The organism is Geodermatophilus sp. URMC 61, from assembly GCF_052931555.1.
In genome coordinates, this window is the sequence record NZ_JBRFHZ010000002.1 from 122011 (window position 1) to 135324 (window position 13314).

The following is a 13314-nucleotide window of genomic DNA, read 5'->3' on the forward strand; positions in this document are numbered from 1 at the left end:
GGAGGCGCGGACCTCCCGGTGCTGCAACGCTGGTGCAACACTCCTCGCCGCGACCCGCCGGGTCGGCTACCACGGACGGTGCCAATGACCCGCAGGAGGGTCTCGTGACGGTGTGCAGCAGGTGCAGGGTCCGGAGGGGGCGACGAGCCCTCGTGGCAGGCGTCGCCCTGGCGGTGCTGGGGCTGGCGGTGCCGGCCACGGCAGCCCCGGCGACACCATCCGCGGACGCGGCCCCGTCGTCATCGGCGGACGCCGTCGCGGACGTCGTCCAGGACGCGATGGCCGAGGGGCACCTCCGAGCGGTCCTGGTCAAGGTGACCCGTGGCGATCAGGTCGTAACCTCCGCGGCCTTCGGCACGTCGATGGACGGGGTGCCGGTCAGCACCGACATGCACGTCCGGAACGGCGCCATCGCCTTCGCCTACCTCGGCACGCTGCTCATGAAGTACGTCGACGAGGGCAGGGTGGGGCTCGACGACCCGATCACCCGCTGGATGCCGACCTTGCCGGCGGCCGACCAGGTCACGCTGCGGATGCTGGCGAACCAGACCTCCGGCTACCCCGACTACGAGACCTATCCGGCCTGGGAGGCCGCCTGGAACGCCGACCCGTTCCACGTCTGGACGTTCGAGGAGCGGCTGGCCTACGCGTTCGACCGCCCGGTGCACTTCGCACCCGGCACGAACTGGAGCTACGCGCACACCAACTTCATGGTCCTCGGCGAGATCCTCGCGAAGATCGGCGGCAAGCCACTGGACACCCTCCTGCGCGAGGAGGTGCTGGACCCGATGGGCCTGACCGGGACCACTGCGACGCAGTTCTCCGACATCCCCGCCCCCGTCCTGCACACCTACAGCTCGGAACGGCGGGCGGCCCTCGGCATCCCGCCGTCGACTCCCTTCTACGAGGAGTCGACGTTCTGGAACACGCAGTGGGGCACTCCCGTCGGGGCCAACCAGACCACCACCATCGACGACCTGGCGACGACCGCGGCGCAGGTCGGCACCGGCGCGCTGCTGTCGAGGTCCAGCCACGACGCCATGACCGGGCCCCACCTGCTGGGCTTCGGGCACCCGGATCCCGGCTGTGCCCCGTCCTGCTTCACCCAGGTCGACGGGTACAACTTCGGGCTCGGTGTGGTCCGCTCGGGCTCGTGGATCCTGCAGAACCCCCAGCTGAGCGGCCTCAGCGGCACCGCTGCCTACCTGCCTTCCCAGGACGTCGCCATCGCGGTGGTCGCGACCTACCTCCCCGAGGCGTTCGACGCGCAGGGGAACTACCCCAACGCCGCCGACCGCCTCTTCCGCCTGATCGGGGCCGTGGTGGCGCCTGACGACGCGCCCCCGATGCCGTCGGGGAGCTGACCCCGGCGCAGCGGTTCCCTCGGCTGCTGACACGGCGTCGCCATCCGCGGCCAGACACCCCGCCCGCCGGCTGACACCCGACCGGGTGGGGCGGTCGGTCCGTCGTCCACAGATCGTGGTGACCGGCGCCCGTGGACCGCTGAGTCGGCCTACTGTCCGTCGTCGTCCTGACCGAGCTCGATGACGGGGGTGCCGTGCCCACCAGTGCGCTGGAGGTCGTCGACGGCGAGGTGCGGGAGCTGATCCGCCGGCGCGGGCTGGACCCGTTCACCGATCCCGGGCCGGTCCGGCTGCTGGTGCGGGACGTGGTGGCCGACTACTCGGAGCGCTCGCTGGCCTCGGCGCTGCCGCCGATCGGTGATCCCGACGCGGTGGTCCGGGACGTGCTGGACCGGGTGGCCGGGTTCGGGCCGCTGCAGCGGTGGCTGGACGACCCGGAGGTCGAGGAGGTCTGGGTCAACGAGCCCGGCCGGGTCTTCGTCGCCCGGTGCGGCCGGTCGAAGCAGATGAAGACGATCCTCGCGTCGGGTTCATCTACGCCTATGACCGCGGCGTCCACGACGGCGACCTGGCCGGCGCCCGGGAACGACTGCGCCGGCGACCCCGGCCGGCGTCGGCCTATCCCGGGATCGCGTTAACGCGGCGTGATCGGTTCGAACCGCTCCGGCCACGTGTGAGCTTGAGTCCGTGGCCGCCGGCGGAACCTGGCAACTGGCCAGCAGAGGGAACTTCGTGACCCAGCTGGGTCACGAAGTCATGTCCGTCGGCCCGACAAGGTCCTCACCAGGCTGCATGTGGCTCGGCGGCGTGACCCATTCATGACCCACGCAGCGGAAAACAGGGGTCTCCGGGGGCCTGAAACGGTCTTCGGGAGGGTCCTCCAGACCTTCTCCAGTAGGCCTAACAGGCGTCTTGACCTGCGGTTAGACGTGGAGCGGGTGACGGGAATCGAACCCGCATGGCCAGCTTGGAAGGCGGGGCGCTGTAGACCTATAGGCTCTGGTCAGCGGCTTGTTGCGCTCCCCAAGAGGGTCCACGTGACCACTATGTGACCAATCGCCTCTCGGTCGGCATCACTCCGGCCGCTGGTCGCCGTTGCTCTCCGGTGCCTTGGTGATAGCACCGAGCATGGCGTCAAGGGCCCGGGCGATGTCGGCATCGCGGTCGTCGGCGGCGTGCTGGTAGAGGAGCGCGGCGGCGGGGGAGGAGTGACCGAGCCGGCGCATGAGCTCTTTCGTGGTCGCTCCGGTAGCAGCGGCCAGGGTGGCGCCGGTATGACGGAGTTCGTGTGGCCGGACCGGCGGCAACCCGATGGCGTCGGCGGCGCGGCGGAAGGTTGAGTTCCAGTTGCTGCGGGCGAGGTAGCCGCCGGTACTGGTGCCAAACAGGAGGGCGTCCGAAGGAGTCGGGACGTGCTTCTCCAGGTGCTCCTCCAGTACCGCCGCGACCGCGGCGGGGAGGGTCACCGTCCGGTGTCCGGCGTCGGTCTTCGGTTCGCCGAGCACCCACCGGCCGCCAACGCGTCGCACCGAACGCTCGACGCGCAGCCGGCCGCCAGACAGGACGTCGGATCGGCGCAGGGCCGTGGCTTCACCGAACCGGAGCCCGCCGAAGGCGAGGACGAGCAGCAGGGCGCGGTAGCGAGCGGTCCTCCGGTCCCGCCCCAGTTGGTCGGCAAGCTGCAGTGCTTCTGCGGCGGTGAGTGCGCGAGACGGCCGGGTGGCCTTGGGCGTGCCGGCGCCCCGCAACCGGCATGGATTGGACGCGATGGCTTCGTCGGCAACCGCGACGTTGAGGATGGCGCGCAGGAGCCGATACGACTGCGCCAGTGCTGTCGGGCCCGTCGTCCGGCCGGCCTTGGCGTGCCAGGAGCGGACGGCGGCGGGGGTGACCTCGCCGACGGGAACGTCCGCCCATGGCTCGGCGAGGTGGTGACGCCACAGGCCGGCGTAGAGGACGCGGGTGCCCTCGCGGAGGTCATTGCGGGCGAGGTAGTCCTCGGCGTACTCGCCGACGGCGCGGCTGCTGGCGTTCGGCGCTCGCCAGCTCTTCCGCAGGAGGTCGGTCTGCTGACTTGCCAGCCACGCCCAGGCGTCGGCCTTGGTGCCGAAGATTTTGGTGTGGCGCCGACCATCAGGGCCGAGGTACCGGGCGCGGTAGCGGCCACTCGGGAGCCGGTCGACCGACCCGAACGTCCGCTTGGCCACGTCGAGACCTTGACGGGTACCTCAGCTCGCGTCCTCGACGATCACCGCTGGCTGTGGACGCGGCCGGAATCCACAAAGGCGTCTAGCGTCGAGCGCTCCAGGCGCACATACTTGCCGACTTTGACGTAGTCGATCCGGCGCTCGGTGATGAGCCGGCGAATGAACCGCTCGCCGGTACCGAGGTACTCGCCGGCCTGCGCGACGGTCAGGAGCGGGTCGCGGTCGGAATGCCGATCCTGTGCCGCTCGCGTCGTCATGGGATCTAGCGTCGCCGGTGATCCTCCTGTGGACCTCCGGTGATCCTCCGGTCGTCCTTCCTTCGGCGTCTGACCGTGTGACCCTTCGACGCGATGAGTGCGGACGCGGGCTTCGAGGTCGTGGTGGGTACTGACGGCGGCATCGCACCCGAGGAGCTTGCGCGCCATGGTGTAGCCGGGGCGCGCACCTGCGCATCGTGGCCCAGGTCGAACGTCCGCAGATCCGCCGGGTCTATGGCGTGCTCCGGGGAGGTCCGTCAGGTGTCCTGGAAGGACTTCGAAGCTGCCAGCCGCCTCGCAGTGGAGGACGTCGAGTCGGGCCCGACCTCTGCCGATCGGTGAGGGTCGTCGCTGACACGACATGCACTCGTCTAGTTCCTCGAGGCCGACGAGCGCCTGAGTACGCGGCCCGGGAACGCTCGAGCGGGCCCAGCACCACCCCGACGGCGGCATCGCCGTCTCCCTGGCGAGCCGACTTGACCTGCACTACCGCCATAGAGCCGGCCGGTTCAGCCCAGACGACGTCCGACGCATCTGGGCGGTCACGGAGGACCCGAGCTCGACCACCAGCGCGGTCCCGATCACGGCCCCAGCGGTGCCCCACTTCGACTCCGCGGAGTTGGCCGCACTCCGCGACCCATGAGACCGGCTAATCAACTCTGCGGCGATCGATCACGGGGCTCCGCTGGGCATGAAGGATCGCGCCATCGCCGCGGTCGCTGAGACCGGCGCCGTCGAAGTCATCTGGTGACCGGACTGCCCTGGTGCAAAAGGCAGGAGCACACACCCCGGCGAGGCGGCCTAGCTCCGCCTGTTGGCGTCGGCGAACTCGTCACAACGAGTCAGCTGCGCCAGAGTGGGCCTCTATGTCTAGTGCCGCCGGAGTTCTACGTTGAGGGCTGCGGTGGGCGTGGGAGTCAGGCTGAGGCGAAGAGCGGGAGAGGGACTGGAAGTCCTGCCACGCAGCCGGCTGAGGCCGTAGAGCCGTGTCCCATGTGCCGGCCTCACGTCCACCGCCCGTCAGGCCGCGACGGGGATCGGAATGGGCGCGTCGGCCACCTGGTCGGCGCGCAGGGTCCGGTAGACGACGTCGGAGAGCCGGCGCTTGAGGCAGCGCAGCGCCTCGCGGCTGGTCTTGCCCTCGGCGCGTTTGCGCTCGTAGTAGACGCGGCCCTCGGTGTCGGCACGGATCTCGGTGATCGCGATCGTGTAGAGCGCCCGATTGAGCTGCCGGTTGCCGCCACGGTTGAGCCGATGCCGCACGGTCCGCCCGGAGGAGGCCGGAATCGGCGCGGAGCCATTCGCGGCGGCGAAGGTGTGCCGGGTCGGATAGCGACCGACGTCGACGACCTCGGCCAGGATCCGCGCGGCGACGAACACGCCGACGCCATAGATGCCGGTCAGGGTCGTGCCAGACTGCTCCACCAACTCGGCGATCTGGGCGCGCAGGCCGGCCAGCTCGGCGTTGATCTCTACCATCCGCTGCAGCCGCCTGCGGGTCACCGCCGCCCGGATGCTGGAGTCGTTCTGCAGTAGCGCCAGCGCCGCCTGCAGATGCGCCGGCTGGGTGAGCCGCGGCAGCCGGCGCTGATAGCCCGGGTGCAGCCAGCCCAGGTCGGCGTGGATCCGGTTGGCCAGGGCGGTGCGCTCGTCGATGAGCTGCTCGCGGAAGTCCATCAGCACCCGCAGGTCGGCCGGCAGCCCGTCCATCGGGCGCACCGGCGGCAGGAACGTCTCGCGGGCGGTGATCCGGGCGATGGCGACCGCGTCGACCGGATCGGTCTTGCCCTGCCCCGGTCGGGACTGCCGCTCCCGGGAGGTCATCAGCGGCGGCACCTCCACCACGGTTACGCCGGTCTCGACCAGGTGCATCGCGGCGGCCCAGCCGAAGTTGGCCGAGCCCTCGATGCCGACCCGCACGACCGCGTGCTCGGCAACCAGGTCAGCCAGGACGGTGAACCCGGCCGGTTCGTTGGCCACCTGCCGGACGGTGACCACCCGCCCGGCGGCGTCGATCACCGCGACCGCGAGCGTGTCCTTGTGGCTGTCGATTCCTGCGAACACTCGAGCCTCCGCTCCCGATGTCGACCGCGGCCGGGCAGAGCGCGAGCACCTCAAGGGACCACGAGCCGCGTCCCCACGCCTCTATCGAGCGTCAGCTGCCCGGACTGGAACCGCCGCCGGGAGGCACCCACTCAACAGAGCCTCAGCCCGAGAGCCGGGCAGCAAAAGGTAGAGCCTTCCCGACGGCGGCGCGGACCCCGTCGATACCGGGGCGAGGCCCATCCAACCTGAGGTGCATGAGGTGTGTCGGCTCGCGATCTTGTGGATCTACAGTGCTGATCGGCTGGGCGCAGGTCACTCCGCGTAGGCGGTCGCCGGGGTACGTCTTGCAGGCCGCTGACGCGGTCACATCGCCATCGAATGAGCCCGTGGCCACCTTGGTGAGAACCTCGCGGATTACGGTCAAGTAGGGGCGGGGCGCTGGCGGGTTGTCCACGCCGTCGAGAGAGCGCCGGTCGTGTGGTCCACCGGGGCACCGGTCCATCGACCTACAGTCCGAGCATGGCGACCAGCAGCGACCTCGAAGCCTTTGACGCCGCCTGGCGCTACCTCGAGACCCTCGCCAGCCATGCCACCGGCCCGCGGGAGATCGAAGCCGCCCTCGCGGAGCTGCGCCGCCGCGGTGACATCAGCAATCGGGAGCACAGCCAGCTCGACGGCGCCCGCAAGATCCGCAACGCCCTGACCCACAGCACCCCGCTGTCCGGCAACGTGCCGCTCGCGGTCCCCACCGGCGCGCTGGTCGAGCTGGTGCAGATCGTCAGCAGCCGGCTGAGCCATCAGCCACCGAGGATCGGCGAGATTGCAGTCCCGGCCCATCAGGTCAGAGCTGACACACCTGTCCACGCTGCCCTTCAGGACCTCATCACCCGCGACTTCAGTCAGGCCCCCTACAAGACCAGCGACGGCGACTACCAGCTGTTCACTGCCGAGCAAGTAGCCCGCTGGCTGGCGTTGCATGACGGCCCCGTCGACTTCGGCGACACGACCGTCACCGATCTGGCCGCCTTCGGGCCGGCGGCACCCGCGGCAGAGGTTAAGCCGACCAAGTCGACTCAGGCCGCCGTAGACCTCCTCGTTGAGGCCCTCGGCAACCAGGCAGCCGGCATCGTGCCGGTCCTGCTCGTTCGAGACCGCCGGAACCCCACCGACCTGCGGCTGTTCACACCGGCCGACCTGCCCAGGGCGCAACCGCTGGTGCGTCCGCTCGCCGCAGTCACAGCAACGCCCTGAGCCACCTGCGCCTCAGCGACGTGCAGAGGCAGTTGCCCCCGCGCAGCCGAACTGAGGAGAACCATGACGCCGTAGTGAAACTCGAGGTGCCCCGGTGAGTTTCCGGGCCTCGACGACGTATCGCTGACGGGGCAGCGCAGCTGTCTTCTCTCAGAGGGACGTAGCGCGTTCGCCGCACGTGACATGCCGCGGAACCACCCGCCGCCGTCTTGACAAGGCTGGAGGCTCGACGCGGGTAGGTTCTAACTGTGGACCAGCACGAGGCGGATCTCTTTCAGACCAACCCCGAATCCGTGACGACGCTCCTCCTGGAGGTCGCGCAAGGCAAGCTGGCTTTGCCCCAGTTTCAGCGTGACTTCATCTGGGCGCCGGCCAATACGGCGAGCCTCCTTAGCTCAATTATGGCCAAGTATCCGGCGGGCGCCCTGCTTTTCTGGCGCCCAGAGGGGCAACTGTTGGACGCGCGTCCTGTTGCCAATGCTCCCGCGCTACCGGCCAATCGACTTCCAGATCGACTCATCCTCGATGGACAGCAGCGCCTGACCGCGTTGTATCGGGCCTTGAACCGGAAGACTGAAGAGTCCTACTTCGTCGCCATCGACGCTCTTGTGGACATGGAAAGCTATGAGTTGCTTCCTAGTGAGGTCATTAATTGGGACAGCGTCGTGGTCGCTCAGGAACTGACTGCCCGAGAGCGAAGAGGACTGAAAAAGACTCAGCCTGAGCAGCCGGAGCATCGGTCATTGAAGTGGCAGCACAAGCACTTTAGATTCCCATTGGGTGACAAGTTCGACGACTGGATGGACGAACTTGTCGAAGAGGCGGATACGAAGGCCGAGCGGAAGCGGAGGCAAGGGACTCTGCGCGAAGTTCGTGATCGATACCTGGACCAGTTGAAGAACTACCGGTTTCCGGTCATTACCCTGACCGGGGCGGCTTCCGTGGCCGCTGTATGTAATGTTTTCGAGAAGCTGAACACGAACAGTATTCGACTCGGGCCCTTCGAGATTCTGACTGCCAAATTCTACAGCGACGGAGTCAACCTTCGCGACTACTGGGACACTGCCAAGGCGAATCACTCAGTACTGCGGGACCCAAACCTGGAGAACGATCACGGCGGCTTTTCCATTGATCCATACTTGGTTCTACAGATTCTCACCCTCGTGAAGCACGGCAGCCCTCAACGGAACGCGGTGCTCAACAAGCTCAGGGCGAAAGACGTCGAAGAAGGGTGGGATGATGTCATCCTTGCCCTGAAGCGTTCAATTGAGTGGTTGCGCGACAACTGTGGAATTATTCACCGAGACATTTTGCCGTACCAGGCCATCCTGGTCCCCTTCGCTGGCGCTTGGCTATTTCGGGAGTCGCTCTTGGGCGAGAAGAAGGCTCAGGCGATCAAGAAGATCGAACAGTACTTTTGGGCCTCAGTGTTTACAAGCAACTTCGACCAAGGGGCGGCGAGTCAGTCCGAAAAAGATTACAAAGACCTCATCGCTTGGCTCGTGAATGAAGAGAGGGGCGGCGTGCCCATTGAACCGGAGGCGATCGGCACGCTCACTATCAAGGCCGACGACATTCTCGCCGCAACGGTCAAGAAGAAGGCGCTGCTCCAGGCTCTGATGGCCCTGTCCGTCAAGGCAGGCGCGAAAGACTTCCATAAAGGCGAACCTCTGACGCCTTCGACCTACATCGAGAACAAGGTCAACTCACATCACCTTTACCCGAAGGCGCGCCTCAATGACACCAATCCGGCGACTCGTATCGACAATGGTGGCTACAGTCCGGAGCTGATTCTCAACCGGGCTCTGATTGATGCGGAGACAAATCGACGTATAGGTGCAAAAAAGCCGAGTCTCTACCTACAGGCGATGCAAGAGGCGTCTTCTGACGTCGATGCCCTGCTTGACTCGCACCTCGCCTCGGCGGAGGCGCTTGCGGCGGACGACTATGCTGCATTCCTCCTCGATCGACTCAGGACCGTCGTAGACCAGATTGAGTCCGTGACGGGGAGGCCCGTCGCTCCACTAACCGTCAAGGAGGGGGAAGCGGACGACCAGCCGGCGTCCGACCAGGCTTGAGTCGTGCAGTTTCGCGCCGTTAAGCCCGGCCGCCGCGCGCGCGGGATGCGCCAGCGGTGCTGACGGTGTTCGAGGGAGCCGATATGTCGCCGACGCGGACGGCGGCGGCCTCGCCGAACCGGAGCCCAGCGAAGGCGCACAGCCCGATGAAGGCGCGGAAGGGATCGTCGGCGGCTTTGAGGAGAGTGCCGACCTGAGCCAGTGTTGGCAGCGTCATGGCGACGGCCGCGCGGCGATTGCGGGGAAGGTGACACCTTCGCTGGGGCCGCGAGGGATGACCCGGTTGGCGACGGCGCCGCGGAGAACGGCGCGACGATCTTTGGGTCGGGTGTGCACCGTGCCGGGGGCTGGACCGCGGGTGACCCTCTCCATCCAGTACTCGATGTGGAGGCGCCGCAGGGAGCCGCACCCGAGTGGCGGCAAAGGTGGTCTAACGGGCAGCGAGGCATATGGCAGCCTCGGTGCCAGGCGCCCAGACGTGACGGGCGGACCACTCGGCGAAGGTCCGTTGGCCACCGGACGGGTCGACGTAGGTACCGGTGAACATGGCCGCGGTGACCCCATCCAGCCAGCGCTTGACGTCGACGCCCGCTCGAAGTGGCGGGTGTGCTCATCGCCGTGCTCGTCCTGTACCACGGTCAGTACTTGCCGTTTGGCAACCTGGGTATGCCCAGGGCTGGCAGGCATCGGCGGTCACCGCATCCAGTTCGGCGAGGGCGTACCCGACCTACTCCAGACGGCGCAGGATCGCCCTGACTCGTCGGGCGTGGTGGTCGTCAAAGCTGCCGGTCAGCGCCTAGATTACTTGCGTGATCTTGGCTAGCATCCTGCCTTTGGTCAACTCGCCAGCACCCGCGGATCCCGCTCACCATCAATCAGCATCGCCCGCGCCGAGACCGTAGTCAGCCTCGAGGCCACTGCGGAGAGCTTGATGGAGGCGTCCTTCAGCATCAGCTGGCCTCCCTCGCGCGGTCACGCATCAGCTGCACCCGGTGGCGGGTCAGCATCCGCAACCGGCGGATACCCGGTGGCGGCACGAACGACGGGTACAGCAGCCGATGCTCGAGCAGCTGACCGATCCACTCAGCGACGTTGACGTCGGTCCTGCGCTGCGGCACCGCCTTGATGGGGCGCGGCGTTGAGCAGCCTGACGAGGTCGTTGCCCTACGCTCATCGCCAGGCCGGATGAGCTTCACTTTGTGGAAGGCCACGGTGTCCGGCGCATGTGGGGGGACATGACATATGTACCACGGCTTGAGCGAGCTCGATTTACTTAAGTGGCTGGTCGACGACTTACCGGAATCTGGGCCCAGCATTTGCATCATAGAGGGCTTCAGCGGAATAGGTAAAAGTTCCCTCGCTCGACAAGTTCGGCGCCTGTGGAGGGGGCCGTCGGCATTGGTGAGGGCCGTGCCAGGCGAATACGGCCTTGAAAGTCTCTTGTTTGAGATCGCGGCCGCCTTTGAGGCGGGTGGGCATTCGATGGTAGCCGACCATCCAGACGGAGATTTCCGCGCAGGGCTGCTTGATCTCCTTCAGGAGCCAGCTCTCGTGATCGTCGACGACTTCGACCAACTACTGGCACCTGAGACTCGACTTCCCGACTCGTCGGTTCTTGACTTCATCCGAACCGTAGGCCGGAAGGCGGGAGATGGCCGCCTAGTGCTTGTAACATCAGAATCACCGTCCGAAGGCCCGTGGCTTGAGGATGCAGCAATCAAGACAATGGCTCCACCCAGCGACGATGATGCGGTCAGTCTGTTACGAAGGCTGTTGAAGGATCGTGGGTTGACTCAGGAGGTGGCCGAGCGAAGCTTGGGAGACATTGCCTCCTGGCTCGGCAGAAACCCTCGCGCTATGCAGGCCTTCGTCGCGTGTCTTCGTGAGGAGCCCGTGCAGAACTTAATTGATCTCGACGTTGAAGCTTGGGATCTTCGCGACCAAGTCGTCTCACCCCAACTTGTCCAGCGCCTAGAGCGCCAGTTTCTTGAGAAGACAATCGGGCGCCTCGATGCGTCGACCGTGGTGGGCCTGGAGAATGCGGCAGTCTACCGTAAGCCTTTCCTTGTTGAGGCGCTCGCGTCCGCCGCGCCGCATGGCGCCAAGCCCGAAGTAATGAAGGATGCGCTCATAAGTCGCTTCTTGATCACTCGCGTCGGGCGCTGGTATTCGGTCAACCCTGTGGCGCGCCAGTTGAGCATATCCCGTCTCTCGGCAACGGAACGGCGTCGCGTCGCTGCGCATAGTCTTGCGGCTGATCACTTCGTGAAGAGGGTTCGACCTTCGGGCTTTCGGGACCTCGTGAGAGCCGGGAGCGACTTCGTCGAGGCTAGGTACCATCTCCTTGAATCAGGGCGGGACAATCATTTTCAGGGAATGGCCTCCGAGTATCGCGATCTGTTGCTCGCCAATTACCAAGCGCTGTCTAGGGTGCCTACTGATCCGCGCGCTGCGAGTCAGTTGCTCGCAACCCTTGTAGCAGCCCTGGCGGATAGCGGAGAGGGTCATCATCGCCTGAGATACGTAATGGCCCAGTTGCTAACTGCTCGGGGGCGCGCCGACGACGAACGCCTCGCCTATCGCCAGGTTGGACTTGCCACGCGTCAGCTAAAGGATCCGGCGGCCTGGATTCTACGCGCAAAATTGGCCGCCCGTCTGGATACTGCTCGGGCAGTGTCTGCAATCGGGCATCAGGCATTGCAGGGGCTCTCTTCGGGTGGCGCCGTTCAGGTGCTTGATCAAGCCATTCAGGAGTTGGTGGAGCGGAACGAGCGCGACTTGGCATTGCAGTTGATCAATGCTGGTCTTGAGTCTCTGCCTCCTGCCCACAAGCTCAGAATTCTCTCGGTCGGCGCCTTCGTCCTCTGCGGAATGGAGGCGCACGCGGATGCAGTCCGTCTCCTGCTCGATGGGTACACTGAAATTGGTCCAGCGGTGAAGTACAGTTGGAGACTCTTTGAGCAGGCGGCCTTCATCGCCTTCGCTCAAGGGGACGGGAGATCTGTAAGTCGGGCACGGGATGCAATCCTGGCACAGGGGATCAATGAGCATCAGCCGTCCTTGTGCGATATCCTGTCGCTCCAACTTCAGGGCCGATACGAGGCGGCGGCAGTTTTAGGAGAATCTCATCTGGGTTACCCCACCGTAGCGGCTCAGGTGGCGTTCTGCTGGCTGGTCGAGGGGGATCCCGACAGGGCCCTCAAAGCGTACGAGGCCGGTCGACTGCAGAGCAACAGCGCCACCTGTTGGTTGCGCGGATTGATTGCCGCACAGCAAGGGGCAGCGGACGTCTACTTCGAGGCGATGGGGCAGGCTGCCGCCGGGGTTGTGGAAATGAGCGACACGCGCGACCCGCTAGCGTGGGCACTAATCTGGGCGGAAAGCCCCCGGTGGATTACCGTGTTCCCCGCCTTCTACTTTCCTCGCTTGCCGGCCAAGCTGACTGGCCTAGCCGACGAGGTGATCCGGGAGTCGGAGGTCGGATCCGAGTGGATCATGAGTGCTTTGCGCGCTCAAAACCTCACTCCCATTAAGATTGTGCTTGGCCAGGAGGACTCTTCGGAACAGGAGATTGAGCCCAGGACCACTGGCGCAGCCGGTGGGATTGTAGTGAATGTCAACCTGCAGGGCAGGGAGGAGAGGTCGATGGGTGAAACGTACAACGTCTACGGGCCGGCTGGCAGCGTGGGGCGCGGCGCCAGGGCGTCTGACTTCGTCATCATCAACGGGGAGACGGCGACTCGGCCGATCGACCGGGATCGGTTGGTGAGTGAGCTGACGGAACTCATCCGGGTGGTCAAGAGCTCTCCAACCGCGGAGCGCCCGATGCGGGTCGTTGAGGCATTGGCTGAAGCCGTAGAATCGGCTGAGGATGGAGACGATGAGCAACTTGGTGGCGCTTTGCGGCGTGCTGGAAGGTGGGCTCTCGACCGGGCTAACGAGGTCGGTGTCTCGGTCGCTGCAGCAGCGATCGAGGCGTCTATGGGGTTGGGTGGATGATGTATTTCGTTTGGCGCTGATTAAGGCTGTTCCCGGACGCGGTTAAGGCCGCCCCAGCTCTGCGTCGCCGAACGCTGAGGCGAAGTAGGCCTCGGTGCATAGCATCGGCAGC

9 protein-coding genes are annotated in these 13314 nt (G+C 66.0%); 5 read left to right on the forward strand and 4 right to left on the reverse strand.

Features of this window, described 5'->3' with window-relative positions; translation table 11 throughout:
• The first annotated feature begins 152 nt into the window (after positions 1–152).
• Together ACU610_RS00635 and ACU610_RS00640 are read left to right on the forward strand one after the other, a co-directional pair.
• Positions 153–1364: a serine hydrolase domain-containing protein gene (locus ACU610_RS00635; RefSeq protein ID WP_446765800.1), complete on the forward strand. Its 1212-nt coding sequence runs from the start codon at positions 153–155 to the stop codon at positions 1362–1364.
• Between the two features lie 194 nt (positions 1365–1558).
• A complete protein-coding gene (locus tag ACU610_RS00640) occupies positions 1559–2002 on the forward strand; it encodes a hypothetical protein (RefSeq protein ID WP_446765801.1) in 444 nt (147 codons plus the stop codon).
• Between the two features lie 435 nt (positions 2003–2437).
• Here the strand turns inward: ACU610_RS00640 and ACU610_RS00645 are convergent, their stop codons facing one another.
• The 3 genes from ACU610_RS00645 to ACU610_RS00655 form a co-directional block, all read right to left on the reverse strand.
• The gene (locus ACU610_RS00645) at positions 2438–3571 is read right to left on the reverse strand and encodes a site-specific integrase (protein WP_446765802.1); all 1134 of its coding nucleotides are present in this window, start codon (positions 3569–3571) and stop codon (positions 2438–2440) included.
• Positions 3572–3612: 41 nt separating this feature from the next.
• Positions 3613–3828, reverse strand: coding sequence for an excisionase family DNA-binding protein (locus ACU610_RS00650; protein WP_089305213.1), 216 nt, complete (start codon positions 3826–3828; stop codon positions 3613–3615).
• Positions 3829–4848: 1020 nt separating this feature from the next.
• Positions 4849–5892 carry an IS110 family transposase gene (locus ACU610_RS00655; RefSeq protein WP_446765803.1) on the reverse strand — a complete coding sequence of 348 codons (1044 nt, stop codon included), beginning with the start codon at positions 5890–5892 and terminating at the stop codon, positions 4849–4851.
• Between the two features lie 501 nt (positions 5893–6393).
• Here ACU610_RS00655 and ACU610_RS00660 point away from each other — a divergent pair.
• Together ACU610_RS00660 and ACU610_RS00665 are read left to right on the forward strand one after the other, a co-directional pair.
• Complete coding sequence (locus tag ACU610_RS00660; protein ID WP_446765804.1) at positions 6394–7125, forward strand: hypothetical protein; 732 nt, start codon at positions 6394–6396, stop codon at positions 7123–7125.
• Between the two features lie 248 nt (positions 7126–7373).
• Complete coding sequence (locus ACU610_RS00665) at positions 7374–9203, forward strand: GmrSD restriction endonuclease domain-containing protein (RefSeq protein ID WP_446765805.1); 1830 nt, start codon at positions 7374–7376, stop codon at positions 9201–9203.
• 950 nt (positions 9204–10153) lie between these two features.
• Here the strand turns inward: ACU610_RS00665 and ACU610_RS00670 are convergent.
• Positions 10154–10321 carry a hypothetical protein gene (locus ACU610_RS00670; RefSeq protein WP_446765806.1) on the reverse strand — a complete coding sequence of 56 codons (168 nt, stop codon included), beginning with the start codon at positions 10319–10321 and terminating at the stop codon, positions 10154–10156.
• Positions 10322–10613: 292 nt separating this feature from the next.
• Between ACU610_RS00670 and ACU610_RS00675 the strand changes: the two genes are divergently transcribed.
• Complete coding sequence (locus ACU610_RS00675; RefSeq protein WP_446765807.1) at positions 10614–13202, forward strand: hypothetical protein; 2589 nt, start codon at positions 10614–10616, stop codon at positions 13200–13202.
• Positions 13203–13314 lie beyond the last annotated feature (112 nt).